29 protein-coding genes and 2 pseudogenes are annotated in these 25,498 nt (G+C 69.6%); 15 read left to right on the forward strand and 16 right to left on the reverse strand.

The window, feature by feature from the left end:
* Positions 1-369: 369 nt before the first annotated feature.
* Together AC07F3_RS41680 and AC07F3_RS41685 are read right to left on the reverse strand one after the other, a co-directional pair.
* Positions 370-1,014: a dihydrofolate reductase family protein gene (locus AC07F3_RS41680; protein WP_479120291.1), complete on the reverse strand. Its 645-nt coding sequence runs from the start codon at positions 1,012-1,014 to the stop codon at positions 370-372.
* Positions 1,015-1,583: 569 nt separating this feature from the next.
* Entirely contained in the window at positions 1,584-2,459 is an 876-nt protein-coding gene (locus AC07F3_RS41685) for an NAD(P)H-binding protein (RefSeq protein ID WP_479120292.1), read from the reverse strand.
* A gap of 66 nt (positions 2,460-2,525) precedes the next feature.
* Between AC07F3_RS41685 and AC07F3_RS41690 the strand changes: the two are divergent.
* Both AC07F3_RS41690 and AC07F3_RS41695 read left to right on the forward strand, forming a co-directional pair.
* A pseudogene (locus tag AC07F3_RS41690) lies at positions 2,526-3,118 on the forward strand (TetR/AcrR family transcriptional regulator).
* 380 nt (positions 3,119-3,498) lie between these two features.
* Positions 3,499-3,783 carry a helicase associated domain-containing protein gene (locus tag AC07F3_RS41695; RefSeq protein ID WP_479120294.1) on the forward strand — a complete coding sequence of 95 codons (285 nt, stop codon included), beginning with the start codon at positions 3,499-3,501 and terminating at the stop codon, positions 3,781-3,783.
* Positions 3,784-3,921: 138 nt separating this feature from the next.
* On the opposite strand, the gene AC07F3_RS41700 is transcribed toward AC07F3_RS41695, so the two are convergent.
* The 6 genes from AC07F3_RS41700 to AC07F3_RS41725 all read right to left on the reverse strand — a co-directional run bounded on the left by AC07F3_RS41700 (position 3,922) and on the right by AC07F3_RS41725 (position 8,477).
* Complete coding sequence (locus tag AC07F3_RS41700) at positions 3,922-4,488, reverse strand: RICIN domain-containing protein (protein ID WP_479120295.1); 567 nt, start codon at positions 4,486-4,488, stop codon at positions 3,922-3,924.
* 317 nt (positions 4,489-4,805) lie between these two features.
* Positions 4,806-4,940: a hypothetical protein gene (locus tag AC07F3_RS41705; RefSeq protein WP_479120296.1), complete on the reverse strand. Its 135-nt coding sequence runs from the start codon at positions 4,938-4,940 to the stop codon at positions 4,806-4,808.
* 39 nt (positions 4,941-4,979) lie between these two features.
* Positions 4,980-5,594, reverse strand: a complete 615-nt coding sequence (locus tag AC07F3_RS41710) for an ABC-2 transporter permease (protein ID WP_479120297.1) — start codon at positions 5,592-5,594, stop codon at positions 4,980-4,982.
* The gene (locus AC07F3_RS41715) at positions 5,591-6,493 is read right to left on the reverse strand and encodes an ABC transporter ATP-binding protein (RefSeq protein WP_479120299.1); all 903 of its coding nucleotides are present in this window, start codon (positions 6,491-6,493) and stop codon (positions 5,591-5,593) included. The genes AC07F3_RS41710 and AC07F3_RS41715 overlap by 4 nt, the downstream gene beginning before the upstream one ends.
* Positions 6,494-6,515: 22 nt before the next feature.
* Positions 6,516-6,872 carry a GntR family transcriptional regulator gene (locus AC07F3_RS41720; RefSeq protein ID WP_479120300.1) on the reverse strand — a complete coding sequence of 119 codons (357 nt, stop codon included), beginning with the start codon at positions 6,870-6,872 and terminating at the stop codon, positions 6,516-6,518.
* Positions 6,873-7,292: 420 nt separating this feature from the next.
* Positions 7,293-8,477 (reverse strand): zinc-dependent alcohol dehydrogenase, encoded by a 1,185-nt coding sequence (locus AC07F3_RS41725; RefSeq protein ID WP_479120301.1) that lies wholly within the window; start codon positions 8,475-8,477, stop codon positions 7,293-7,295.
* Positions 8,478-8,886: 409 nt separating this feature from the next.
* Between AC07F3_RS41725 and AC07F3_RS41730 the strand changes: the two genes are divergently transcribed.
* The 3 genes from AC07F3_RS41730 (at position 8,887) to AC07F3_RS41740 (ending at position 10,325) form a co-directional block, all read left to right on the forward strand.
* Positions 8,887-9,354: an ATP-binding protein gene (locus tag AC07F3_RS41730; RefSeq protein WP_479120303.1), complete on the forward strand. Its 468-nt coding sequence runs from the start codon at positions 8,887-8,889 to the stop codon at positions 9,352-9,354.
* Between the two features lie 142 nt (positions 9,355-9,496).
* Positions 9,497-9,718, forward strand: coding sequence for a hypothetical protein (locus AC07F3_RS41735; protein WP_479120304.1), 222 nt, complete (start codon positions 9,497-9,499; stop codon positions 9,716-9,718).
* A gap of 280 nt (positions 9,719-9,998) precedes the next feature.
* The gene (locus tag AC07F3_RS41740) at positions 9,999-10,325 is read left to right on the forward strand and encodes an STAS domain-containing protein (protein ID WP_479120306.1); all 327 of its coding nucleotides are present in this window, start codon (positions 9,999-10,001) and stop codon (positions 10,323-10,325) included.
* A gap of 336 nt (positions 10,326-10,661) precedes the next feature.
* Here the strand turns inward: AC07F3_RS41740 and AC07F3_RS41745 are convergent, their stop codons facing one another.
* Both AC07F3_RS41745 and AC07F3_RS41750 read right to left on the reverse strand, forming a co-directional pair.
* Entirely contained in the window at positions 10,662-10,820 is a 159-nt protein-coding gene (locus AC07F3_RS41745) for a hypothetical protein (protein WP_479120308.1), read from the reverse strand.
* A gap of 61 nt (positions 10,821-10,881) precedes the next feature.
* Positions 10,882-11,103: pseudogene (locus AC07F3_RS41750) on the reverse strand (DUF5133 domain-containing protein); the annotation flags it as partial.
* 501 nt (positions 11,104-11,604) lie between these two features.
* Between AC07F3_RS41750 and AC07F3_RS41755 the strand changes: the two are divergent.
* A complete protein-coding gene (locus AC07F3_RS41755; protein ID WP_479120309.1) occupies positions 11,605-11,979 on the forward strand; it encodes a hypothetical protein in 375 nt (124 codons plus the stop codon).
* 328 nt (positions 11,980-12,307) lie between these two features.
* Here the strand turns inward: AC07F3_RS41755 and AC07F3_RS41760 are convergent, their stop codons facing one another.
* Together AC07F3_RS41760 and AC07F3_RS41765 are read right to left on the reverse strand one after the other, a co-directional pair.
* Positions 12,308-12,667, reverse strand: coding sequence for an ANTAR domain-containing protein (locus AC07F3_RS41760; RefSeq protein ID WP_479120310.1), 360 nt, complete (start codon positions 12,665-12,667; stop codon positions 12,308-12,310).
* Positions 12,664-13,062: an STAS domain-containing protein gene (locus AC07F3_RS41765; protein WP_479120311.1), complete on the reverse strand. Its 399-nt coding sequence runs from the start codon at positions 13,060-13,062 to the stop codon at positions 12,664-12,666. The genes AC07F3_RS41760 and AC07F3_RS41765 overlap by 4 nt, the downstream gene beginning before the upstream one ends.
* 134 nt (positions 13,063-13,196) lie before the next feature.
* Here AC07F3_RS41765 and AC07F3_RS41770 point away from each other — a divergent pair, with 134 nt between their 5' ends.
* The 3 genes from AC07F3_RS41770 to AC07F3_RS41780 all read left to right on the forward strand — a co-directional run bounded on the left by AC07F3_RS41770 (position 13,197) and on the right by AC07F3_RS41780 (position 15,605).
* On the forward strand, positions 13,197-13,514 hold the full coding sequence (locus AC07F3_RS41770) for a helix-turn-helix transcriptional regulator (RefSeq protein WP_479120313.1): 318 nt from the start codon (positions 13,197-13,199) through the stop codon (positions 13,512-13,514).
* A gap of 797 nt (positions 13,515-14,311) precedes the next feature.
* Positions 14,312-15,115: a SigB/SigF/SigG family RNA polymerase sigma factor gene (locus AC07F3_RS41775; protein WP_479120314.1), complete on the forward strand. Its 804-nt coding sequence runs from the start codon at positions 14,312-14,314 to the stop codon at positions 15,113-15,115.
* 358 nt (positions 15,116-15,473) lie between these two features.
* Complete coding sequence (locus AC07F3_RS41780) at positions 15,474-15,605, forward strand: hypothetical protein (protein WP_479120315.1); 132 nt, start codon at positions 15,474-15,476, stop codon at positions 15,603-15,605.
* A gap of 558 nt (positions 15,606-16,163) precedes the next feature.
* On the opposite strand, the gene AC07F3_RS41785 is transcribed toward AC07F3_RS41780, so the two are convergent.
* A complete protein-coding gene (locus tag AC07F3_RS41785) occupies positions 16,164-16,550 on the reverse strand; it encodes an STAS domain-containing protein (RefSeq protein ID WP_479120316.1) in 387 nt (128 codons plus the stop codon).
* Positions 16,551-16,934: 384 nt separating this feature from the next.
* A complete protein-coding gene (locus AC07F3_RS41790) occupies positions 16,935-17,468 on the reverse strand; it encodes a hypothetical protein (protein WP_479120318.1) in 534 nt (177 codons plus the stop codon).
* A gap of 401 nt (positions 17,469-17,869) precedes the next feature.
* Here AC07F3_RS41790 and AC07F3_RS41795 point away from each other — a divergent pair, with 401 nt between their 5' ends.
* Entirely contained in the window at positions 17,870-18,598 is a 729-nt protein-coding gene (locus AC07F3_RS41795; RefSeq protein ID WP_479120319.1) for a maleylpyruvate isomerase family mycothiol-dependent enzyme, read from the forward strand.
* 314 nt (positions 18,599-18,912) lie between these two features.
* On the opposite strand, the gene AC07F3_RS41800 is transcribed toward AC07F3_RS41795, so the two are convergent.
* Positions 18,913-19,302, reverse strand: a complete 390-nt coding sequence (locus AC07F3_RS41800) for an ArsR/SmtB family transcription factor (RefSeq protein ID WP_479120320.1) — start codon at positions 19,300-19,302, stop codon at positions 18,913-18,915.
* Between the two features lie 95 nt (positions 19,303-19,397).
* Here AC07F3_RS41800 and AC07F3_RS41805 point away from each other — a divergent pair, with 95 nt between their 5' ends.
* The 3 genes from AC07F3_RS41805 (at position 19,398) to AC07F3_RS41815 (ending at position 22,739) form a co-directional block, all read left to right on the forward strand.
* Positions 19,398-21,389, forward strand: a complete 1,992-nt coding sequence (locus AC07F3_RS41805; protein WP_479120321.1) for a heavy metal translocating P-type ATPase — start codon at positions 19,398-19,400, stop codon at positions 21,387-21,389.
* Positions 21,386-21,793, forward strand: a complete 408-nt coding sequence (locus AC07F3_RS41810; protein ID WP_479120322.1) for a (2Fe-2S) ferredoxin domain-containing protein — start codon at positions 21,386-21,388, stop codon at positions 21,791-21,793. Before AC07F3_RS41805 ends, AC07F3_RS41810 begins: the two co-directional genes overlap by 4 nt.
* A 568-nt stretch (positions 21,794-22,361) precedes the next feature.
* On the forward strand, positions 22,362-22,739 hold the full coding sequence (locus AC07F3_RS41815; RefSeq protein ID WP_479120323.1) for a hypothetical protein: 378 nt from the start codon (positions 22,362-22,364) through the stop codon (positions 22,737-22,739).
* A gap of 377 nt (positions 22,740-23,116) precedes the next feature.
* Here AC07F3_RS41815 and AC07F3_RS41820 read toward each other — a convergent pair whose 3' ends face one another.
* The gene (locus AC07F3_RS41820; protein ID WP_479120325.1) at positions 23,117-23,497 is read right to left on the reverse strand and encodes a winged helix-turn-helix transcriptional regulator; all 381 of its coding nucleotides are present in this window, start codon (positions 23,495-23,497) and stop codon (positions 23,117-23,119) included.
* An 89-nt stretch (positions 23,498-23,586) separates the two neighbouring features.
* On the opposite strand from AC07F3_RS41820, the gene AC07F3_RS41825 reads away from it, so the two are divergent.
* Both AC07F3_RS41825 and AC07F3_RS41830 read left to right on the forward strand, forming a co-directional pair.
* Complete coding sequence (locus tag AC07F3_RS41825) at positions 23,587-24,516, forward strand: NADP-dependent oxidoreductase (RefSeq protein ID WP_479120326.1); 930 nt, start codon at positions 23,587-23,589, stop codon at positions 24,514-24,516.
* A gap of 271 nt (positions 24,517-24,787) precedes the next feature.
* The gene (locus AC07F3_RS41830; protein WP_479120327.1) at positions 24,788-25,321 is read left to right on the forward strand and encodes a sodium:calcium antiporter; all 534 of its coding nucleotides are present in this window, start codon (positions 24,788-24,790) and stop codon (positions 25,319-25,321) included.
* Positions 25,322-25,498 lie beyond the last annotated feature (177 nt).

The raw sequence follows: 25,498 nt of genomic DNA on the forward strand, positions 1-25,498 counted from the left end.
GTCCGCCCCTGGCGGTCCACCCTGGCCCCGAGCACACTGACAGCGACGGCCATCGCGCCCTCCCCGGTCTTCATCTACCTGGAGGATCCCGCGACAGCCGTTCCATGTCCCGCAAAGCGCCCAACAAGCCGTCCACAACCACGCCCGCGGGGATAAAAGCGAAGCTAAGTGGCAGCGCCACTACCGCGTACTCGCCGAGCTCGTCGACACCGAGGCCGGCGGCGTTCTGCCCGACATCGCTTTCGGCGTGCGGTTCGACGGCGCCGACATCGGACGACGGCTCCAACAACAGAAACAGCAGAGCACCTGGGCGCAGCTTCTTCCCGGGCAGCAGGAACCGCTGACGCCGTCCCCGAGTGGGCTCTTACGTCACCTTCGCCAGAACAGGTGATGCCTCACGCCGCTCGGGCTGGGCACGACTTCCAGGTGGAACCGGTCGAGCAGCTCGTGGGGGGACTCCCACAATCGTAGTCCGGTCCCGAGTTTTACCGGTGAGACGGCCACGTGCATGGTGTCGACGAAGTCGGCGTCGAGGAACTGGCGGATGGTGGTGACCCCGCCGCCGAGTCGGACGTCCTTGCCCTGTGCCGCCTCCCTGGCCAGGCCGAGGACGGTGGCCGGGTCGCCGTCGACGAAGTGGAACGTGGTGTCGGAAAGCGTGAACGATGGACGCTTGTGGTGGGTCATGACGAACACCGGTGTGCGGAAAGGGGGTTCCTGCCCCCACCAGCCCCGCCAGTCATGGTCCTGCCAGGGGCCACGCTGCGGCCCGAACTTGTTGCGGCCCATGATCTCCGCACCGATGTTGCGGGCGAAGTCTCGCGTGAGGTAGTCGTCCAGGCCCCGGCTTCCCCCGGGGCCGGTGCGCATGGGCCAGCTCGCTGTGGCTCCGGCCCAGGCGAACAGCCGCTCGGGATGGTCGTGGCCGAAGGGATGCTCGAGGCTCTGGTGCTCACCGGCACCGATCCCGTCACTCGAGACGTTGAAGTTCATGACTCTCAGCAGTTGCTCCACGTGTTTCCTCGTCGGGTTGTCGCGTCATCGCGGTGAGCCGCCGGACATCATTGCGTCGAACGGGACGCGACCGGATCGACAGCGGCCCACAACCTTTTTCAACCCGCTCAGGGAGCAGTCCCGCTGCTCGGCGACTCATCCTGGCTTTGAGAGGGCGATAGCTGCATCTTTACGGTAGTTTGATGCGAGCACCCGATAGCCGTTGAGCGACAGACCTGCGGTTTTCACTCGATCCTGTCGAGCACAGGCCCATCGAGCCCGGACTGCTGCGACCGCACGGCCGATATGCCCGACACAGCCGGGCTCGGTGACGCCATAACAGGCCCGTCTATTGGACACTCCCCTGCTGTCAGCGGCCAAGTTCCTTTTCCCGAGTACGGCCAGTTACCGGTCCCCACTGACAGCCAGTTGAAGTGGCACACGGGGAAGTTCTGTCACAGACCGTGACGTCAGCTGCGGGGGCTCAGTTGCTGGTTCGGGGCTGTCGCTTCCTGTCGGTACGAGCTTCCCGTGCCCACGCGCCCGGCATGCCGCCGCGGCGGAGGTCCGGGGCGGTCGCGTCGACGAACTTACGAATCCTTCGTGAACGCGCTGGCATGGTCGGCGGCCCACTGGCGAAACGTTCGCGGCGCAGTCCCGAGGATGTCGCGCACCGCCGTGGTGACGTAGGCGGGCTGCCCGACCGCCGCGCCCCACGCGGCGAGCAGCATGTCGATGACCGAGTTGGGTGCCGTGCCCTGCGACAGGTTGCGGAACTCGTCCGGTGTCATTTCCTCGAATGCGATCCTGCGCCCCAGGGTGTCGCCGATGATGCCCACCTGCGCGGACTGGGTCAGCGATTCGGGTCCTGTCAGGACGTAGTCCCCTGTGTATCCGTCCTGATGGAGCGTCTGTGCTGCGACGGCGGCGACGTCGCGGTCGTCGACGGGTGCCGTCTGGGCGGCGCCGTACGGCCAACGGACGACTTCGTTCGCGCGGATCGCGGGCGCCCACCAGGCCAGTGAGTTCGATGCGAGCATCCCCGGCCGGATGATCGTGGACTCGAGTCCGGTGGCCGCGATGAGTCGCTCGATGCCGGCGTGCAGGTCCGCCATGGGATTGGGCTGCTGGAAGAAGGGGTGTGGTGTCTGGTGCGGGGAGGAGAGGAAGACGACCCGCCGCACCTGGACTGCCAGGTGCGCCACGACTTGGGCGGCGGTCTGGGGCGGAGCGGTCCAGACGAGGAGGACCGCGCCGGCGCCTTTCAATGCCGGGTCGAGCGAGTCGGGCGCGGTGAGGTCGCCGGTGAAGATCTCAACGTTCGCCGGCAGTGTCGCAGCTGCCTCCGGACGACGGGCGAGGGCGCGGACCGGCACGCCCGCGTCGAGGAGTTGGTCGATGACGGCGCGGCCGATCCGGCCCGTCGCCCCGGTCACGAGCACGGGGGGACTGTCTGTCTGACTCATGCCGCCCATGAAAACGTTACTCGGTTAAAAAAGCAACCTGGTAACGATTGTTGTTGCGGTGGTCGGATGAGCGAGCCGACCGGTCTGCGGGCCCGCAAGAAAGAGCGGTCACGCGAAGCCATTGCCCACGCGGCCGTATCGCTCTGGAGCACGGCTTCGACCGCGTCTCAGGCAATGAGATCGCCGCGGCCGCCGAGATCTCCAAGCCGACCCTTTTCCGGTACTTCCCGACCAAGGAAGACCTGCTACTGCACCGGTGCGCGGACCATCAGGGCGAGGCGGCCCGCGTCGTACGTGGCCGCGAGTCCGGCATCGACCCGGCGGCAGCGCTGCGCCGACACTTCCAGGCCGCCCTCGACCGCTACGACCCCGTCACCGGCCTCAACGACCACCCACAGGTGGTGGCCTTCCATCGGCTGGTGTTCTCCACATCGAGCCTGGCGGGACGACTCACGCGGTGCCAGCTTGAGGACGAAGAGGCCTTGGCGGACGCCCTCGGCGAAGGCATCCAAGCACACGTGCAAGCCGCTCAGGTGCTCGCGATACAGCGGGTGCTTGCCCGGGCCAACTGGCAGAAGATCGCTGACGGCCGAACCGCCAGCGACGTCCACCCTGAGGCCGTAGCCGACGCCGACGAGGCAGTCAGCCAACTGCGGTGACAGGCGGAGCAAGCCCTGGTTTCCCTCCGATTTTGACCCCGATCCAGTGGTCACGGAAGGTGACAGAGCTGCGGCCAGGTGGCCGCCGGTGGGTGTGAACTGGCCACCGACACTCGGCAAAGACCCCGACCGGGCCGCCTAGCGCGCGACACAGCTGAGTGAGATCGACCCGGACTGGAGCTGGCCCTGCCCCTTGGACTGGCAGCGGCACTACCGCATCCTGGCGGACCCGGTCGACGCCGACGGCCACCTGCCCGAAATCGCACCCGGCGTCCTCATGGACGGCGACGACATCGGCACATGGTTCCAAACAACAGGAACAGCCGAGCACCTGGGCACAACTCTCGCCCGACCAGCAGGAACGGCTGACCGCGCTGGGCGTGGAGCCAGACCGGACACCGCCTCCGACCCCGACGGCGGCCGGGCGCACGGCGAAGGGCTCGAGCAAAGGGCAGCAGGCGTTCCAGCGGGACCTCGCCGCGCTCGCACAGCGGGTCGAGCGGGAAGGCGCGACCCGGCCGGTACCGCGGAAGGCGGTAAAGGTCCTGCCCGACGGGACCCAGACCAGGCTCGGCATCTGGTACAGCAACACCAGAACGAGGCCCGCCAAGCTCAGTCCGGAGCAACTCGCTGCCCTCGCCACACTCGTCCTCGAATGGGCCTGAGTAGGGCCGGGGACTGGCGCGGTAACGGGACCGCGAGTTGGCGGCGTGGGGCGCGGCCCGGGCGGGTCGTCTCGCGGCTTCGTGAGGAGAGGCCGCGAGACGTCGGTGAACGGCCGCTTGTGGCCGGCCGGTCGGGGGTCAGGCGGAGGTTGTCCACCGCTGCTCGGCGCCGCCGCAGCAGGTCCACTGGACGACCGGGGCGCCCGGCGTCGTGCTCGAGGCGCCGACCGCGGCGCACAGGCCGCTCGCCCGGTTCCGTATCTGGGCGAAGCCCGTGTCCGGGTTCCCGTCGAAGTACCAGGTCTGCTCCGCCCCCTTGTCGCAGCCGTACTGGATCAGCTGGACGCCGGCATTCGGTGAACTCGCCGGATCGGCCAGGCACTTGCCGCTGTTCTTGTTCACGACCTCATAGCCGCCGCCGGAATTCGGCATGGGATAGAGGCCCCAGTACTGCTCGGCGCCGCCGTAACAGGACCACTGGATGATCCCCGCCCCGCCCGCCGTGCTCCCCGCGCCGACCGACAGGCAGTGCTGGCTGTTGTAGTTCCAGAGCTCCACGATCTCCCCGTCCCTGAGCGACGGGGACGCGACCGCGGCCGGTGCCGACGCCGAAGCCGGCGCCACCCCCGCCGCGAACGCGATCGCCGCGGCGAGCCCCATGGCCCCCGCACTGAGCTTCCTTCGGATACGTGCCGCTGCGCTCATACGTATTCCCTCCATGCCGAGACAGTCGAAACGTGCTGTTGACCGGGCACCGGCGCCGACGGCGCCGGACGGCACCTCGGGTGCGCGCAAACCACGAGGCCTGTGCGTCAGCTGGCCCGAGCGGCAACCTGCCCCACGGTTGCCCGACGGCTCGTCAGACACATCGGGCGGGTGAAGGGCGGTCCCGTCTGCGCCTGAGACAGCACAGACAGGAGCCCGCGCCTGTCCCGTGGTCAGTGTCTTTGCCGTCCGGCAGGACGCGGAGCCGCCCGAAGGCCGAAAGCCCCCGACCGCAAGGCATCGTTGTTCGGCGGCCGTCAGCAGGGGACGAGCGTCCCCACGTAGTACCAGTTCAGCGAGCCGGCGGCGGAGATCGGCGGCAGGCTTTGGTCGAGGTAGTCGCCGCGCTTGCCGTAGAACTTCACAGCGTGGTCTGCGTACTGGCGGTTCACATACGATCCGTGGCGGCCGCCGGGCCCCCGCCCCCGCCCCTAGGCTCGTCGCTTCGGCGCGTGGATCGCCAGGGCCGCGGATGTCACTATTGCGGCTGCGCCAGCCACCCAGAGAAGCGGCAGCCAGAGCTGGATCGATGCGATGGTCAGGTGCAGCCGGAAGACGGCCAGCATGATCAGCGCCAGTGGCAAGGTGGTGCCCAGGACGCTGACGCGGGCGTACCCGAACCAGATCAGCAGCGGGAGCTGGATTGCGATATTGACGGCGAACAGCGCCCAGGACAGCGTCAGCATCGTCACCAGGGTGCGACCGCTCAACGGCTCGCCCTCGGCCCGCGCGAGGAGTACAGACAGTGCCGTGCCTGCGGTGACGGTGGTGAGAAAGCCGGCCAGGGCCCAGGCGTAGTGGCCGAGCAGGACCGTGCGACGTGGCACGGGCAGGACGGCGTACAGCGTCTCCAAGCCAGCCTTGTCGGCGACCGCAAACGGGTGTACGGCGACCAGCGGGGCGAGCAGCAGTGCAAGCGCCGGTACGAGACCGACGGGGTTGCGGGTGAGCACCAGGACCATCACGCCGAACACCATGAGGCCCTGGGCCCGGTACGGTGCGACGGTACGCAGGTGGAGCACTGTCATGCGGGCGACGGCGCTCACGCGACCACCCCGCCTCGGCCGATCGCCCGTGCTGCCGGCTTCGTTGAGGGCGATCCGATGTGGATGGCGATCTCCTCAAGGGTGGGTGCCTCGACGAGGACGCCCCCGCCGAGGAGGTCGGCTTCCTCGGTGCGTACGAGAGCTTCCACTCCCGTCGACGTCCGCCTGGCGCCGATCAGTTCGACGCCGACGAGGTCGCCCAGATCGTCCGGCCCGCCCCGCACGACCCGGTAGGCCTCCAGGATCTCGTCCTTGGAGCCGGTCCGGACAACTCGGCCGCCATGGATGAGCGTCAGGTAGTCGCCGACGCGGTCGAGGTCGGAGGTGATGTGCGTGGAGAACAGCACGCTGTGCCCCTCGTCGAGCAGGAAGTCCCCGATGATGCCGACGAGTTCGTCTCGGGCGACGGGGTCCAGGCCGCTGGTCGGCTCGTCGAATACAAGCAGCCGCGCCTGGTGCGAGAAGGCGATGGCGATCACGAGCTTCATCGCCATGCCGCGGGACAGGTCCTTGACCTTCGCCCGCAGATCGAGGCCGAACTTGTCGAGCAACTGCCGGTAGCGGTAGCTGTCCCAGCGGTCGTAGAAGGGGCGTAGCGTCCGTTCGACCTCGGCCAGCCGCCAGTCGCCCACGAGGTAGGTGCGGTCGAGCACCACCCCGACATCCTGGCGTAGCGTGACCGGGCCGGGTACTCGGTGGCCGAGCAGCTCGATCTCGCCGGTGTCGATCCCGCGCATTCCCAGCAGGCTGCGGATCGTCGTCGTCTTGCCGGCGCCGTTCGCGCCGATGAGGCCCATGACATAGCCGGTGGGCAGTTCGAAGCTGACATCGCGCAGGGCGAAGCCGTTGCTCACGGTGGCGCCCACGCCCCGCAGGGCGAAGGCGAGATCGTTGTGCATTGCAGGATCCCCCCCCCTGTTCTCATGCGTGTTCGTGCTCGGCCTGCATCAGCCCGTCCAGGATCTGGATGAGATCCTCGCGGTCGAGGCCAGCCCGCCCGGCGGCGTCCAGCGCGGTCTGCAGGCCTGCTTCGACCTGACGCAGCAGTTGCTCGCGCACGAGCGCCGAGTCGAGCGGCAGGACGTAGGCACCCTTGCCAGGGACCGTGGCGATGAACCCCTCGGCGGCCAGCTCGGCGTACGCGCGAGTGGTGGTGATGATGCTGATCCGCAGATCTCGAGCCAGGACGCGGACGGAGGGCAAGGCACTGCCCTCGGTGAGTTCGCCCGTCAGGATGGCCATGCCGACCTGCTCCTTGATCTGCTGATAGAGCGGCATACCAGAACTGTTCGACAACACCACCCGCACGACGGCCCTCCTTTGCTCCCTAACTGTATATGCACACTATAGACAGCCGGTACGGTAGTTACACAAGTACCTGCCAGGTTGCGCGGTGGCCGACTCATGCTCAGGGATAGTGATCTCTCAAGGAAGTTGCACCCCGTGAGCGAGCTCGCGCACACCTCAACCGTGATCGACTACACCACACAGCGGGAGGCCATCGAGTCACCCATCGCCCTGGCCTCGCGGCCGTAAGGGTGGACGTTCCGCGCCGAGACAGCGCCAGGACGGACGCCAGCAGCACGTTCCGGGCCGGCCCGGCGCCGAGACGGCGACAGCCAAGCTCGGACGTTTCGCCCGGACCGGGCCACCTCCGCCGGGGCATGGCCGGTCGGCTCGTCACGTGCGGGTGGGGCGTCAGGGGCGCAGCAGGGTTTTGATCATTCCGCCCTGTTTGGCCTGGAAGGCCGTGTAGGCCTGGGGGGCTTCTTCCAGCGGCAGGTGGTGGGTGGCGAAGGTGTCCACGCCGAGCGGGTCCTCGTCCGTGAGGAGTGGCAGGAGGTCCGGCACCCAGCGCCACACGTTGGCCTGTCCCATCCGGAACTGGAGCTGCTTGTCGAACATGCGCAACAGGGGCAGGGGGTCCATGGCCCCGCCGTAGACACCGGACAGCGAGACGGTGCCGCCACGGCGTACGAGGTCAATGGCCGCGTACAGCGCCGCGAGCCGGTCCACGGCCGCCTTCTCCATGAAGGGCCGGGCCAGCGCGTCGGGCAGCAGTGCCGTCGTCCACTGGGCGGCCTTGACCACCGTGTTGCCGTGCGCCTCCATGCCCACCGCGTCGATCACCGCGTCGGTGCCGCGTCCGTCGGTCAGCTCGCGCACCGCCTCGCCGAGGTCCTTCTCGTGACGGCGCAGGTCCAGGCAGGTCACGCCATGGGCCGAGGCACGTTCAAGGCGTTCGTCCACCAGGTCGACGCCGATGACCTGTGCCGCGCCCCGGTGCTGGGCAATGCGGGTGGACATGTCGCCGATCGGGCCGAGCCCGAGCACGGTGACCGAGCCGCCCGGCGGGATCGCCGCGTACTCGACGGCCTGCCATGCCGTCGGCAGCACGTCGGAGAGATAGACGAAGCGGTCGTCGGCGGGCCCTTCGGGCACCTTGATCGGCAGCTTGTTGCCGAACGGCACCCGCAGGTACTCGGCCTGCCCGCCCGGCACCTGCCCGTACAGCTTCGTATAGCCGAACAGGGAAGCACCGGAGCCGTACGCGTGGACCTGCGTGGTCTCGCACTGCGAATGGAGGCCCTGGGCGCACATGAAACAGGTTCCGCACGAGACGTTGAACGGGATGACGACCCGGTCCCCCGGGGAGAGGGCGTGCACATCGGGACCCACCTCCTCGACGACGCCCATGGCTTCGTGCCCGAGGATGTCACCCGGATCGAGGAACGGCCCCAGGACCTCGTACAGGTGCAGGTCGGAGCCGCAGATCCCGGTGGAGGTGACGCGCACGATCACGTCGTCGGGCTGTTCGATCAGGGGATCGGGCACCGTCTCGACCCGAACGTCTCGCCGACCCTGCCAGGTCAGAGCACGCATGCTGTCCGCCTCCTCAGCCGCCATGCCGCCACTTGGATCCGCAGCCGCACACCAGCCGTGCGCGCCGCACCGTCGCTGTCGGCTTGGGCCGCGCCCTGTGAGGACGCGCGAGCGCCCGGGATGGCCCTCAGCGCCTGGTGCGCCTCGGTGCCACCGATGCCGTCGCGTATGCCGAAGTGCCCCTGTTCGGCCGATTCATTCGGGTTCCGCGAGGATTGCCTCACCGCCGGGCCCGGGTCCGGTCCGCTCGCTCCCTCCGGGCGGCTCGGCGTTGGAGATCGACACATTCCGTCAGCGTCCGGCACCCGGAATAGCATCACCGCTGTACCTTTCTCGTCTGCGTTGTCTGCCAATTCGGGGGTAGTCGCATCGGGTGGTGTGCGGTGTAACGGGGGACCAGGGCGGGCCTATGGACCAGGCGGCGGGTGATGACCAGCAAGGGCTGGTCAGCGCGCCCATATCGGTGTCCGCGGCGTTCGAGGAGACCGAGGAGATCGCCACGGCCCGCGACCTGGCCCACTCGTTCCTGACCGAGGTCCAAAGCATCCACGGCCTTCCCAGTCGTGCGATGGGCATGGCCCAGCTCGTGGTCAGCGAGCTGGTGACCAACGCCCGCAAGTACGCGCCGGGCCCGTGCTTGCTGACCCTGGAGATCGAGGGCGGAGCGGTGCAGATCAGCGTGTGGGACAGCAGCACGACGCTGCCGGCGGTCTTGGGTGCCGACCCTGACCGGATCGGGCAGCACGGGCTGGAGATCGTGATGGCGGTCTGCCAGAGCTTCTCTGTCCAGCGACAACCCGTGGGCAAGAAGATCACAGGAGCCGTCGTACTGGCTGACGATCCCAGAGGGGACGTAGCCGGGCGCCAGCTGCTCTGAAAGACCCTGGGCAGCCCTTGGTTTTCAGGCGTGACCGTACGGAAGCAGGGCAGGCGGCCACCTGCGCCACGTGCGCCATCCGACCTGATCGCGCAGGCCCAACGAGCCGGACGGTCGCGACCCAGAGCCTGTAGTGAAGGCCGTGACGGCCGCGACGACCAACGTGCTGGTGATGTGGGTCCCTTCGGATGGATTTACCTCTCCGGCCAGCGATCAACGCGGAGCCTTTCGGGACAGCATGCGAACGGCGGTGCAGGCGGCGACAGCGGGTCTCCTGGACGAACTACGCTTCACCCTGCCGGTCAATCCGGAAAACGGCGACCGACTGGCCCTGGCCGATGAACAGGTCATGCCCGCCCTGTGACGTGCGCCGTTGGCGCCGTGGACGTTTCAACTCTCAATTGGAACGGCCCACGCCTGTGCCCTGGCCTTCACAGCGGGTGGCTGGCGAACGGGGTGCGGTCTGTGCAACGCTGCCAAGACAGCCAGCCTGGTCTGGTGGGAGGCCCCGCGCCGGCCCGAGGTCAGTCGATGACCAGGGCGAGGTACGGGTTGTCTTGCTTGACTGTGCGCGGCCCCACGTCGCGCGCTTGATGCCCCCCTCGGGGGTGTGATGGGCTCGACCTCGGATGCGAGGGCGAACCATGAAGAATCTCACCGTCAGCACGCAGCACTACCCTGACCGAACTGTGATCACCGCGGCCGGGGAGATAGACCTCACCTCGTGCCCCGCACTCGAGCAGGCCGCTCTCATCATCCCGCTCAACGGTGGAACCCTGCACCTGGACCTGTCCGATGTGACGTTCATGGACTCCACCGGACTCAACTACCTCCTACGACTGCGCAAACGCATGCTCGCCGAGAACGGCACCCTTCTGGTGACCAGCCTCCAGCCACAGCCTGCCTCCGTACTGCACCTGACAGGGACCCACGACCTCCTGGTCACTGAAGCCGCCGACGAGGCGGCCTGAAAAGGGAGCAGAGCTCGTCGGGTGCATGCCGCGAGCCTCTTCGTCAGGGCATCGGCCCGGCCGCTTCGGCTGCGCAGGCCGTTCCGACAGCGCCGGCAGACCAGCGCTCGGCCGCCATCGGGCTGTGCCGACCAGCCGCTGCAGCACGGGCGGTGGCATCTTGTGTGCAGTGGTCGAGCAGGGCGGCGCATCATCCAGCCTCCGGCGCAAGGCCGAGGTTGCGCCAGCGGGTCACGAGGCAACCCCTGATCAGTGTCCATCCAGGGCGCTGAGTCAGGAGCAGCCAGGGTGCGTTCAGCACCGCCGCCGGTGACATACGCCGGGCCGTCGGCGTGGCTAGGCGTCGCCGTCCGGGTTCGGCAGGCCGAAGTCGAGGGTGTCAGCGGCTTCACGCCGGGTCTGTTCCGCAAGGCGGGCCGCGTCGGCGACGACGTCACCGCGTTCGGATATCAGCCGGTCGTAGATCGGCGCGGCAGCAAGGTCGGTGGCATTCACGCGGGGTGTCCGTTTCTTCAGGGTGAGGGCCGGGGCACCGGCCAGGCGGGCAGCTGCCGTCGAGGACCGAGTCGTCCAGAGCGCGGGCACCGGGCAACTGGTGACGTGCGGCGATCAAAGCGGCGTCGATGTCGCGGGTGCCGGTGGACACACACAGCGTGTAGGCGACGTCCTCCATGCGCTGACGCGCCCGCCCACTGTCCGCCTCCTGCGCATGCAGTGCGGCGAGCGCTTCGTACTGCTCGACCAGATCCCGCAGGACCGCGGGGTGAGCCATCAGCATGACGAGAGCTCCCTTCCGCAACCACACGCAACCGGGCTAAGACCATGCTGTCCGCTACCCAATTTTCCGCCCCGCACTCCCCGCCCGCCACACGTACACGAAGCCGGTCCATGAACCGCCCCGCGAGGCGGTCCTGCTCCAGGCTCGCGGCACGCCGCCCGGCCCCGGCTTTCCCTCTCCGCTCGCCCGGGCCCGGGCGGCCACGGTCCCGCACCCGGCGGCGACGGGCACCACCGGACAGCGACCCGATGACCCCGGCCACAGGCCGTCGTTGGACCCCCGGTCAGAGAAGAAACGAAGTGCACCACGGGGCCCAGAACTGGTCAGATCCCGGGACCCCCCTTGCGAGCTCGCCCGTGGAAGCTTGCAATCTCCGTAACAGTCGTGTGGCACCCGTTCATGCAGAGGGTCACCTCGCGGGCGGGAAGTGGCAGGATCACGGACACCGGCCAGGGGGTACCGGCCCGGGCGCACAAGCCGGATCAGATCGGGGTGCAGGAAATGGATGACCAGTACGGGCCCATCGTCCTCGCCTACACGCGGGCCGAGCCTCTGGCGGACGGCTCGTACATCCCCATACTGCCCGCAGCGGTCACCGCCGCCGGAATCCACCTGCCGCTGACCATCACCACCGGGGCCTGGCGGGAGTTCGTAGCAGGCAACGACACCCACAACGCGGCGCAGCGGCTGGGCAGAGTCCTGTCCACCGTCGCACGCGCCATCCACGCCGCACCCCCCAACGAGGCATGCATCGTCGTGCCCGCCACCCACCTCCCGGCCGGACAAGCCCCGGCGGGAGCCGACCGGCTGTTGGCCTGCACCGAAGACGCGGCAGGCGAAACCATCATGACCCTCATGCTCCCCCACGAAATATGACCCCCCACCCCTCACAGACAGCGGGCCCCCGGGAACCGGGCGATGGAACTACGGAACCGCCTGGGATGCCGTCGACTTTCGTTCCGGCCCCGCCGCGGAGCCGACGGCGAGGCCGCGCAGGGGGCGCGCGCCCTCCGCCGCACCGCGCGGACCGGAGTCACTGCTCAAGGCCCGTTGGGACCCTGCCGGCCACGGCCCGTACCGGGGTGTCAGCGCTCGCGGTGACGGCTGCAAAAGGCGAAGAGCCGCCTAGCCGGGGCCGCCCTGGACGGCCTGCCCGCATTTCCGGGGGGCCTCGTGCGCGGCCGGAGCTGCGACGTGACCGCGGCTATTCGGTCGCGGGATCGGCGCCTGGCGGGGCGGCAGGAGTACGGGACTGGTCGGGCGGGGTGTCCGGCTGGGGTCGGAAGGAGGCAAGGGCTGCGGCGAGTTGCTGTCGCAGAGGGGCGGGCAGGGGAGCGCCGTTGATGGAGCCGAGGACATCCTCGGCTACGCGGTGGAGTTTGCTGTTGGAGTGCTGGGAGACGGTGACCAGAACGTTCCAGGCGTCCTGGCTGCTGAGCTGGAAGGACGCCATCAGCGCGCCGCGGGCGAGGTCGATCACCGGCCGGGTCTCCAAGGCGCGGCGCAGCTGGAGTACTTCGTTGTGCAGCGCGTCGGTGTTCTCGGCGGGGGTGTCCTCGCTCACGCCGAGCGCCTCCAGGTGCGGGCGGACCGGCCGTCGAAGCGGCGGCGGCCGGTGAGCAGCGACCGCGTGTGGGTCATCTCAAGGAGCGTGGCCACTTCCGGGCACGCGCCCCTAACGCTGATCGTCTTGCCTTGTGCCATCGCGCGGCGGCGCAGACGCAGCAGTGCGTTGAGGCCGGAACAGTCACAGAAGCCGACCCCCGCCAGGTCGACGGTCAGCCCGGCCACCGACTCGTCAAGGGCTGTGGACAGGGCGCGGTAGAGAGTCTTCTCCGTGTCGAGGTCCATCTCGCCACCGACCAGGACCAGGCCGGTGCCGAGCGGGCGTATGGTCAGCTCGGGCGGGGCGCTGTGTTCGGCGCCGGCGGTCTGCGGGGGCATCTCCGGGTCTGTCACGGCAGGCTCCCCATGCGGACGTGATCGGGCTGCGGTCCCTCCCAATGTCCCGCTGCAGCTATCAGACGTCAAGGCTTGCCGGAAATCTGCTTCGTCCTTTTGATTGCGTGAATTGACGTGCCTATGGTGGACGGATGGGCGCAGGACCGGAGGCACACAGCGGCTGGACGTTTGTCACCAACCATGCCCGCGTGCTCGCGGCCATCGCCCAGAACCAGAGCGCCCGCATCCGTGACCTCGCCGCACACTGCCAGTTGACCGAACGCACCGTTCAGAACATCATTTCCGACCTGGAACACGGCGGCTACCTCACCCACACCCGCCAGGGGCGCTCCAACCTCTACCGCGTCACGCACGACGCACCGCTGCGCCATCCGGCCGACAACGGCACCGTCGCCGACCTGCTCGCCGTACTCGCGCGACACGACAGCCCGAGCCACGAGGACCCCTGACCGAGGGAGCCCCGATCGGCGTCTTCGGGTGGCGAGCCCAGAACGTGTAACGCGGCCCCCGCCGCCGTGAACGGGCTGCGCCCGGCCGGGGCAACGCGCGTGACGCGGACGGAGTTGAGGCGTTGGGCTGGCAGGCCGGGCTTGCACGCCCCGGCCCAGCGTCCCGGCCGCCGTACGCGGCCCGCCCGCACCTTCTGCGGTGCGGGCCGTCCTCGAAGCGGCGGCCGGGACCGCACCCCGTGTCCGCAACGCCGCCATGCTGAGCCCCGGCGCCGGGGTGGGCCCGGTCAGGCGGCGCCGCGGGTGATGCGCAGCCGTCCGTCCTTCTGTACGCCGACGTCGTATCCGGTCGGGGACAGTACTGCGGTCACGGTCGTGTAGAGGGCGTCGCGGATGCCGCCGTGCAGCGCTCCTGCCCCCGGGCGCGAACCGCCCGGGGGCAGGACCGTGACCCCGAGCCGGGCTGCGCGTTGGACACGCCGACACGTGGGACCTCCGCCCTTCCCCCCGCGGGCGGCTCGTGTTCACGGCCCTGACGCCTTCTCCCAAGGGCGCCAGGGCCGCACCACGTCCAGCACCACCCCGCGGATGCCCCGTACTCACCGCCCTGGAGGGGCCGGGGCTAAGCGACGGGGCCAGGGGCCCCGTTTGGCGGGCGAGGGCCGGGGCAGGCGCCCCCCGTGCTTCGGACCGCAGGACCCGTATGTCCTGGGCGCGTTCCCTTTCCCGAACACGCCCTGCGCGACTACGGGTTCGGCGACACCCAGCCACCTGACGACGTGCAGGAGCCCAGCGCCATGACGATCACCGCGATCAGCCGTCACCGCAGCCACGACGACGCCCCCGACACCGCCGAAGCCTTCACCCGCCTCAACACCCTGCCCGAAGGCCCCGAACGGAACGCGCTGCGCGAGGACCTGGTCGCCCAATGGCTTCCCATGTCCCAGCGGCTCGCCCGGAAGTACCGCAACCGCGGCGCCGACCTCGAGGATCTCTACCAGGTCGCCGCCATGGGCCTGGTCAAGGCTGTCGACCGCTTTGAGGCCGCCCGCGGCGCCTTCGAAGCCTTCGCGATACCCACCATCAGCGGCGAGATCAAACGCCACTTCCGCGACGCCACCTGGTCCGTCCACGTACCCCGCCGCGTCCAGGAACTCCGCAACAAGGTCCGCACCGCCCGCAGCGAACTGCGGACCAGCCAGCCCGGCGAGCCGAGCGTCGCTGAACTGGCCGCGCAGTGCGGCCTCGGCGAGGACGAGGTCCGCGACGGCATGGAAGCCCTCCAGTCGTTCAAGAGCCTCTCCCTGGATGCTGAATCCTCCGGAGGTGCCGAGGGTGAGGGGATGGCGCTGGCCGACAGCCTCGGCACCATAGAACCGGGCTTCGACACCGTCATCGACCGTGAAGCCGCCAAGCCCGCCCTGCGCGCACTCCCGGAGCGCGAATCGAAGATCCTGTACATGCGGTTCTTCCAGGACAAGACCCAGAACCAGATCGCCGATGAACTCGGCATCTCCCAGATGCACGTCTCCCGCCTCATCACCCAAACCTGCTCCCGCATACGCCGCCAGGCCCTCGCCAACCACCAAGACGCCGCCTGACCTCCAGGCCGCCCCCGGCGATCGGCCCGACCGCACCGACCCCGGGCGCAGCGGAGCGGCCCAGCGGGTCGTTGCCCGCGTTCGCTCGGGCAAGGACGCCAGACGGGTTCCGCAACACAGGTGTGACAATGAATTTTCGGGGCAGGCGGCGCCTGTGCCCGACGCGCCGACGACCCTGCTCACGCAGGTTCGGCATGCCCTCCGCCAGGCGGGATTCCCCCTGGTCGGCAAAGACGGCGACACCAGCACCCCCGGACTCGCCGTTACCCAGGCCCCCGTCGGCGTGCGCGTGACGTGGACCGCCTCACACGGCTTCACCGCGCTCGCGACGGACCAGCCAGGAGCATCGGGCAACAGCTTGCAAGCTGCGGTCCTGGCCGCCGTCACCGGCCTGCTGGCCCAGCAGGGCCACACGATCACGCAACCAGCCCAGAGCGGCGCCCTCCTGGTCCTGGACTCTCCCCGGCGGGCGGTGGACGTGGCGCCGTAGGTGGGTCCGGCCGATAGCAGCCGACCGGCGCAAGCCCTGGGGCGTGCATCGGTTGGTTCTGTCGGGGTAGTCGCATTCCGTCATCGATCGTCTGAATTCGATGCGAGCGGCCACCGCCGGGGCATGGGCTTGGCCGGCGGTGGCCGCGGCACGAGGGCGGTCCGGCCCCTCCGGGTCGGCCCTCGCACCCAAACGTCCTCACCGGCCGTCCCCGGGGGCGCGGGAGCACCCCGGGGCTCGAACAGGCCGGGAGGACGAGGCTGGAGCCGCATCGTGGTTATGCGGCTCCAGCCGCCTCAACGTGGGTAGTTCCCTGCAGTCCGGGGACCGTGTTGAGCGGGCCAGCCGGTGACAGACGGCTGTCCTGCTTCGAGAGTAGGACGCTTTGCGTCCGGGCGGACCGGTGTCTTTTCAGCCGGTCCCGATTGACGCGTCGTGCTGTTCAGGCCATGGCACTGACGGGTCAGGGTGACGCAGATTCGTAGATGTACCAGCAGCACCCCCGAACCCGTACGCGTCCGGTCGCAGCAGCACGCCGTCCGCCTCATCCTGCGGCCCTCAGCGAGGCGGCGGCGACTGGACCGTTTTCAGCGCGAGGGGCATCCGGGGACTGAGGCCGGTGCGGTCCAGGGCTTTGAGAAGGGGCGTGCTGACAGCGGTCAGGGTGAGACTGCCGTCCGCGTACTGAAGGGCGCTGCGGACGCCGAGCAGCGTATAGAGGCTGGCGTTGTCACACCAGGTGATCCCCGACAGGTCCAAGGCGAGATGGCATCTGCCGCTGGCCAGCATGACGACGACAGCGTCGCAGAGAGCGGGGACTGTGCCACCGTCCAGTTCGCCGAACAGGCGGAACTCGACCTGCTGGCTGCCGGTGGCGGGCACCTCGTGGATGATCAGCCGCCCCTGGGAGACAGATGGTCCACGCCCCTCGTTCTCTTCCTTCACGCCCCCGTTGTGACGCACAGCGAGCGGGACGTCAATGGGCACACAACTGCGAGGGTGACCGTGTCCAGACACAGCAACCCAGCATCACCGGTCAAGGAGAGATGGCACAGCTTCTTCTCAGATAAGAACGAAGCGCGCCACAGGCCCCGGGGCCGGCCGGCCCCGAGCCACCCGACTTCACAGGGGTGTCGAGAACAGTGAAGGGCCGGGGCAGGAGTCCGTCGTGGCCTGCGGACCGGCGGAGCGCCGAACACCAGCGGGTCCGGCTGGATTCAGCCGGACCCACGGTGCGGATCGTGTTGGTAGCGATCCCGCGGCTCGGTTTCTTGCCCGTGGCATAGGGACCCGATGCGAGAGCTGCGTGGGTGGCATAGTGACACGCCGCTACCGCACCGGAACGTCGAGCACAGCCCTGGCCTCCCGTATGAAGTGGCGTTGCGCCTGTTCCAGTGCCGCGCTGTGCTCTCCGAACATGCGGACACGCTGCGCGAAGTCGGCCGCGGGAAGACGCATCGCGTTCGCCTTCGCCTGGACTGCTTCATGGATGGCAGAGGCCAAGTCGGCCATGGAGTCTGGGCCGGTGATCACCACCGCTGTCACTGCTCGCTGCAGTGCTTCCACGGCGGCGTTGGTGGGAACCCACAGCTCCCGGTGGTCAGCATCGTCATCCCACCCAGGCTGGGCACGAGCAACGATGATCGGGCCGAAGGTGGCCTCTGCCCCGCTGCATCGATCAAGGGCGGCCGCGAACGCTGCTTGCCGCTCCTCCCTCAACCGATGCCTTACATCCACCGCTTCTTGGTCCCGCACCTGCCGCCGGATCACTCGTCCTTGGACGATGGCGCCTCCGAGTGCACCCGCCAGAGTTCCAGCAATCCCCAGTGCAGCAGCCCACACGGCCGCATCCCCCTGATCCATGCCACGCATCATGCCGCCCAACCGGTCAACGGGATGCAGTGACGCGCATCACCCGGGCGCAGCCCGTGTTTCGAACAGCTCAGGCTCCTGCCCATCCTGCCGAACAATCGCTGTCACCCAAGGTGACAGCTACCGGCTTACCGAGGCCACCAACGGCCAGGGGGTGAAGCCCATCAGCTGACCGAACGAGCCCCACAGGCGGGGAAATATCTGACCGCCGGAGGGGAGCCCAGCAGCTCGTCGGAGGGGTGCCGCATCCCTGCTTCGGGAGTTCCTGGAGCAGGTGCCGCAGAACGTGGGCGCCCTCCGGGCGAAGGACCCGAATGTGCGGTGCGTGGATGCGAGCCGGTCACGGAGGGGAACTGGTGCAGGAACGCCCGGACAACGCTCGGAGATTGGCCATGACGTACGACGCAGGTGCCCCCGCCGCTCTGCTTCCTCTGCTGCGCACGTCCGTGGAGCGGCTGCATGCCTCGGCGGCGGCTCTGACAGATGACGCGGTGCGGGCTGCTTCGCTGCTGCCGGGCTGGTCCCGCGCGCACGTGCTCACCCACATCGCCCGCAGCGCCGACTCGCGCACCCGGCTGCTGACCGCCGCCCGCACGGGCGCGGACCTTGCGCAGTACGACGACGAAGAGCAGCGCGAGCGTGAGATCGAGGAGGGTGGTGGGCGGTTGGCCGCGGAGCTTGCCGTCGATCTGCGTGGTGCGCTGGGCCGGTTTCTGGTGGCTGCCGCCGGGCACCCGGACGCGGCGTGGGAGGTGCCGGTGTGCTGGCTGGGCGGGGGGCTGCGCCCTGTGCGGGGCGCCGTCTACAGCCTGCTGCGGGAGGTGGAGGTGCACCACACCGACCTGAGATGTGGTCACCAGCCCGAGGACTGGCCCCCGTTCTTCGTCGCGCGTGAACTCGCGGTCACGACGGCCAGGCTGCGCGAGCGTGACGACGTGAGCGCCATGGTGCTGATCGCCGACGAGGACCAGGTGGTGCGTCTCCTCGGCGACGGCCGCGGCCCACGGGTATCAGGACCCGCGGCCGCTCTCCTGGGCTGGCTGACCGGCCGCACGCAAGGACACGACCTCATCCTCGACCCGCCCGGCCCCCTGCCGGACCCGCCCACCTGGCGGACCTGACCAGATGCCCGGCTGCCGGTACGCGGGGGCGGAGGCGGCGGAGCGGGCCCGCTGCGTCCCGGTAGGGCCATGGAGCATGCGGGCCGGGGACGCGTGCAGGTCCTCGCCGAGGCAGTGCCGGGGTGAAGCAGGAGGAGCGCGGCGATGTCTGCGACCTTCGCCAGCCGTTCGATCAGGGTCTTGATGCGGGCGTCGTCGCCGACGCGGACGACCGTGACGATGCTGGCAGTCGTCTCACGCACGGAAGCGGGTCACATCGCTTTCGGGGTTCTCGCAGAACGCGCAGCGTGTGTGAGATCCGCGGAAGTGCCCGCCTACCGCCGGGCTGCGGCCGGGGTGGTTTCGGCGGCGGGGGTGTCGCGCAGGCCGAGGCGCAGGTGTTCGACGTGGAAGAGGGCCTGTTCCAGGAGTTCTGCGACGTGGTTGTCGTAGAGGGCGTAGACGATGGAGCGGCCGCGGCGTTCTCCGGTGACGAGTCCGAGGTTGCGGAGCAGGCGGAGCTGGTGGGAGCAGGCGGAGGCTTCCATGCCCACGGCCTGGGCGAGGTCGCCGACGGCGCAGGGGCCTTCCTGGAGGCGGGCCAGGATGTACAGCCGTGAGGGGGTGGCGAGGGCCTGGAGGGTGGCGGCGACGTCGGTGGCTCCCGCCGCGTCCAGGCGCTCGCGGGCGGTGTGGTGGTTCTTGGTGTCGGCTCCGTGACCCATGGCGTCCATCCTACCGGTCACATATGAAGACCTGTTCAGATGTTCCTGTACGGTGGACGTGTCGCCGTCTTCCGCCCCGAAGGGGTCGTTTTGTCATGCCTTCCACCCTGATCCAGCAGCCCGAACGGGCAGCTCCGGTCGCCCCGCGTACGGCACCGAGACGGCGTACGCGGGTGTTCGCCCTGGCCGAGGCGCGCTGGGCCGTCGCGGCGCTGGTGCTGTTCCTGATCGCGCTGCCGCTCCAGCTGGCCGGCGCGCCCGCATGGGCATGGGGGCCTCTGTATGCCGCGGCCTACGTCACCGGCGGGTGGGAACCGGCCTGGGCGGGGCTTGCGGCGCTGCGGGAGAAGACCCTGGACGTGGACCTGCTGATGATCGTGGCCGCGATCGGCGCAGCCGCGATCGGACAGGTGATGGACGGCGCGCTGCTGATCGTCATCTTCGCCACCTCTGGCGCGCTGGAGGCCCTGGCCACCGCCCGGACCCAGGACGCGGTGCGCGGTCTGCTCGACCTCGCCCCCACGACGGCCGCCCGCCTGGGCGACGACGGGAGCGAATCGTCGGTCCTGACGCAGGAGTTGGTGGTCGGGGACACCGTCCTGGTCCGCCCCGGTGAGCGGGTCGGCGCGGACGGCCGCATCCTGGAAGGCGCCAGCGAGGTGGACCAGGCCACCATCACCGGCGAGCCGCTGCCGGTCGCGAAGGAGGCCGGGGACGAGGTCTTCGCCGGCACCCTGAACGGCACCGGCGCGCTGCGGATCAAGGTCGAGCGGGACGCCTCGAACTCGGTGATCGCCCGGATCGTGGCGATGGTCGAAGAGGCGTCCGAGACCAAGGCGCCCACCCAGCTGTTCATCGAGAAGGTCGAGCAGCGCTACAGCCTGGGCATGGTCTTCGCAACGCTGGCGGTCTTCCTGATTCCTCTGGCGTTCGGCGCGGACCTGACCGCCTCGCTGCTGCGGGCGATGACCTTCATGATCGTGGCCTCGCCGTGCGCGGTGGTCCTGGCGACGATGCCGCCGCTGCTGTCGGCCATCGCTAACGCCGGACGCCACGGCGTCCTGGTGAAGTCCGCCGTGGTGATGGAGCGTCTCGGGCAGGCCGATGCGGTCGCCCTGGACAAGACGGGCACCCTGACCGAAGGCACTCCCCGCGTCACCGACATCCGTCCGTTGCCCGACTCAGGGCTGTCCGAGGACGCTCTGCTGGGGTTGGCGGCCGCCGCCGAGCACCCCAGCGAGCACCCCCTGGCCCGCGCCGTCGTGGACGCCGCCCGCACCCGCCACCTGGCCATCGGCGACATGCGGGACTTCACCTCCACGCCCGGCGTCGGTGTCACCGCCACCGTCGACGGCCACACCGTCGCGGTCGGCGCACCCGCCCGCCTCCTCGACGGCAACAACGACACCGGCGCGGCCCGTGCCGCCGAGGTCGCAGCCGGTCTGGAGGGCGGCGGCCGCACGGCCGTCCTGGTCGTGCACGACAGCGTCCCGGTCGGGGTGCTGGGCATCGCCGACCGGCTGCGTCCCGATGCCGCCGCGACCGTCGCCGCCCTGACCACTCTGACCGGCAGCCCTCCGATGCTGGTAACGGGCGACAACCCCCGCGCCGCCGCCCGCCTGGCCGCCGAGGCCGGCATCACCGGCGATGAGATCCACGCCGGCCTCCTGCCTCAGGACAAGGTCGAAGCCGTTCGGCGCCTGGAGGCCCGTGGGCGCAAGGTGCTGGTCATCGGCGACGGTGTCAACGACGCCCCCGCCCTGGAAACCGCCCACACCGGCATCGCCATGGGCCGCGCCGGCTCCGACCTCGCCCTGGAAACCGCCGACGCCGTCATCGTCCGCGACGAACTCGCCACCGTCCCCACCGTCGTGAGTCTGTCGCGGGCGGCCCGCCGCGTGGTAGTGCAGAACCTGGTTATCGCCGCCGTGTTCGTCTCTGGCCTGGTCGTCTGGGACCTGGTGGGCCATCTGCCGCTGCCGCTGGGTGTGCTCGGCCATGAGGGCTCGACCGTCATCGTCGGCCTCAACGGGCTGCGTCTGCTGCGCGACGCCGCCTGGAACCGCGCCGCGAAGGACATGCGGTGAGTCGCCGCGCCAAGAAGGCCGCCCCAGCCTCGGGGGCGGCCCGGCCCACTGTCACCGTCTGCCGCGGCTGCTGCTGCGGCACCCCGGCCAAGGTCCCGCACCTGGACCACGAAGCCCAGCTCACCGACCTGCGCACCCAGCTGGCAGGAGTCGCGATGGTCCGGCGCACCGACTGCCTCGACGCATGCGAACGCGCCAACGTCATCGTCATCCAGCCCTCCACCGCAGGCCGCAAGGCCGGCGGACGCCCCGTCTGGCTCGGCCAGGTCAACGACCCCGACGCCGCCACCGTCATCACCGCCTGGGTCAAGGACGGCGGCCCCGGACTCGCCGAGCCACCAGACATCCTCGACCTCTACACCTTCAGCCCATCCCGACGCGTCCGCCACGAACTCGACAACTGATCACCCCGCCTAGCTGGCAAACGCTGACACCGGCCACGGCAGAACGACCGACTTCCCGTGGCAGAGAAGAAGAGCCAACACATCAGGGAGCTGGTCAAGGCCCTGGTGACGGCGAGACTTCCGTGGTCTGAGCAGCGGGTTCTACTGAGCGGCGTCGATGATGCCCCACTGGTCGCCGACGCGCCGGGCGTCTCATCCGGTGGTCAGGATCGCGCCGTCCACCCGAATCCGCCGCCCGCCCGTCTCATCGGGCGGCCACACCACAATCACGCGCTCTGCGGCCAGACCTCTACCCTGCGACGGGTCGCGGCCCGGCGCACGCGAACGCCCCGGTCAGGCGGGCGCCGGCACCCTCGCCTGCCGCAACAACTCTCTGGTCGCCCCCGCTCAAGCAGCACCGGGCAGGCGTCGGTGATGTCGACCATCCAGGACGCGATCAGCCCTTGACGCCGGTCGGAGGCAGTGCGCGATGCGTGCCCTGTGCGCTAGCGTGCCTGCTTCAGCAGAGCCGGGCAGCCCTGGGTGTGCTGCGCCCTGCCGGGTTCTGCCCGAGGGAGGTCGTGTACGAATGGACACGCTGGAAGCTGCCCTGGAGAAGGTGCTGTCGATCGGCGGGGCCACCGGCGCGGCCTTCATCAACTTCCAGCAGCGCAGGGTTCTGGGCTCGCTGGACCGCGGCAGCGGTCTGGACATGAACACCATCGCCTATGGGGACAGCGACGTCATCCGCGCGAAGCTCTACACCCTGGAGCTCCTCGGCTGCGCCCCGGACAGCATGGAAGACATGATGGTCACGCTGGACGGCGAGCTGCACCTGATCCGGCCCCTGCCCCGGCTGCGCGAACGCGGTGTCTTCCTCTGCCTCGTGCTGAACCGCGACCGCGCCCCCTCCCTGGACGAGATCCGCCAGCAATTGCACTCCCTGGAGTCCCTTCTGACGCTCTAGACCCCGGAGCCACGGGGAGGGGAAGTGGGCTGTGCAGCGGAGGGCGGGTCCGGCCATGCGGCCGCCGCTGTCCTTCCCGGCTGTTGACCGGGATTGCCCTCGCCTGCGCAGAGCGCGGGCCACGGGCCGCGCGGAAGGCGGGCGCACGGCGCACGGAGATTTCGGACGAGCCCTCCCCCGCCCGCCGCGGGAAGAGAGCGGGGCTGCGCCGCGCTCTGGTGCCCGGCTAGAGATCTTCGGCGGGCCGCCTGTCGTGCCGGGCGAGTACGGCGAGCAGCGCAGGCGTCCGGTAGCGACAGCGCGCAGCCTGCGGCGGCGCGGGCCTTGGTGTCGCAGGCCAGGCACCAGCCGGGGCAGCCGTCTCTCGGGGGTGGGTCTCAGTCGCTGTGGGCGGCCGGCTCAAGGTCGGCGTCGAGCGCATCGAGCACTGCGTCGCCGTTCGCTCTCGCCCACTCGGTCAGCGTGTGGATCGGATCGATCAGTGTCGCCCCGAGCGGGGTGAGCTCGTACTCGACGCGGGGCGGCACTTCGGCGTAGGCGTGGCGGCGGATGAGTCCGTGCGCCTCGAGGCGTCGGAGTGTCTGGGTGAGCATCTTGCGGGAGATGCCGCCGATGAGCTTCATCAGTTGGCCATGGCGGACCGGGCCCCTGCTGAGGCCGTAGAGCACGACGACCGTCCACTTGTCGGCGATCAGCTCGACCGCAAGACGCGCCGGACAGTCGGCGAGAAAGGATTCCCCGGGACCGAAACCGCTCATGGCGCCAAAGGTACCTGCGCCGAAGGTACCTGCTGGTTCCTATCACCTTCCTAGCCTGGGTCCTATCCCCCTCCCAAGCCAGGAGAGTCATGCGAGTCATCACCCAGCAGACGCTCGGCGGTCCCGAGGTGCTCACCATCGTGGACGCGCCCGAGCCCCAGCCCCTTCCGACCGAGGTTCTCGTCCGTGTCAAAGCGATCGGGCTGAACCCGCTGGAGGCGCGCCTGCGTGCCGGCGAGTTCCCGCTGATCGGCGAGCCGCCGTTCATTCTGGGCTGGGACATCAGCGGCGTGGTCGAAAAGGCGCCGGGGGCGTGGCGGTTCAGGCCCGGCGACGAGGTGTTCGGGATGCCGCTGTTCCCGCGGGCGGCGAGCGCGTACGCCGAGGTCGTCTCCGCGCCGGCGTTGCACCTGGCACGCAAGCCGGCGTCGCTCTCGCACGTCGAGGCGGCGGCGCTGCCGGTCGTCGGGCTGACGGCGTGGCAGGGCCTCGTCGACCTCGGCCGTGTGAGGCAGGGCGACCGCGTCCTGGTCCACGGCGGTGGCGGCGGGGTCGGCCACGTCGCGATCCAGATCGCGAAAGCGCTCGGCGCGCACGTGATCACCACCGCCAGCGGATCCAAGCGGAAGTTCGTCGAGGGGTTCGGCGCCGATGAGGTGATCGACTACACGGCGGTCGACTTCACCGAGGCAGTCCGCGACATCGACGTCGTGCTCGACACGATCGGTGGCGACACCGTCTACCGGTCGCTCGAAGTGCTCCGCCCGGGCGGTCATTTGGTGACGGCCGTCGCCGAGGAGGATGCGGAGCTCATCGCCAGGTACGAGGCGGCCGGCATGCACTTCAGCGGCATCGCGGTCGAACCCGATCCGGTCGCCCTGCGAGGTCTCGTCGACCTCGTCGAACAGGGCAGGCTCCGGGTCCACGTGCAGGAGACGTTCCCGTTCGAGCGGGTCGCCGACGCGCACCGGCTGCTCGACGGCGGTCACCTCCAAGGCAAGCTCGTCCTCACCGTCTGACTTCCGTCGTGGGGCCTCGCGTGAGCGAGGCCCCCTCCGCCACCCCCTCCGGTCCCCCGAAACCCCCCCCAAGTCCCGCTCCACTCTGGTCCGGCAAGCCCACAGTCGACGCGGGCAAGCCTGCCCGGCACGGACCTTGCCCCGGGCAAGCCGACCTTGCCCACCCCGGCGGTTGGCCCCGACGAAGTAGCCGCCGGGGCGACCGCCCCGCGCCGGCCACAGCCACCAGCACCCGCCGCCGACCCGGGACAGAACGTCCCGGCCCCGGGGCTTGGCACCGTGTTGTGACACCAGGCAGTGTGGATCTGGCCGAGTCCCGTCGGCGGGATGCGTCAGAGGGCCAGGCACCGCCTCCCCCGCCACCTGGGCCGTCGTCGCCCAGACTCTGGCCACACTCGTGGTGATCTTCTTTGCCTCGCAGCTGTTCGTGAAACAACCGGACACCATCGGCCCGATGATCGGCCTCTCCGCCTCCGTCACCGCCCTGCTGCTGTCCCCGATCGCCACCGAACTGCCCGAGATCATGAAGGCGGTCATCTGGGTACGGCAGGGCAAGACCAAACTCGCCCTGGCCAACATCTCCTGCGCCATGATGATCCAGGCCACCGTCCCCTCCAGCCTGGGCCTGCTTTTCACCACATGGCACTTCGACGGCGCCCTGCTGTGGTCCGGACTGATCACCACCGCCGCGATCGTCTACCTCCTGCTCACCATGCGCGCCCACAAGCTCACCCCCGCACGCCTGTCGGTCGCGGCCGGCTTCTACCTGCTCTTCGCCCTCGGCCTGATCCCGATCCTCAGCTGAGCGACACCGGTGCACGCCGGGCCTGGACGGGCCGGCCCGGCGCCCACCCGCACGACCCACGCCCGTGTAGTCGGGTGGCCGGGGGTCTGTCCAATCAACGGCTGATCTTGGTTGTTGAGGTTCAGTTGTTGGCCGGGGTGAGCCGGCCTTCGAAGGCGATCTGGAAGGCGTTTAGGG

The sequence above is a fragment of the Streptomyces sp. NPDC045846 genome (assembly GCF_056431605.1).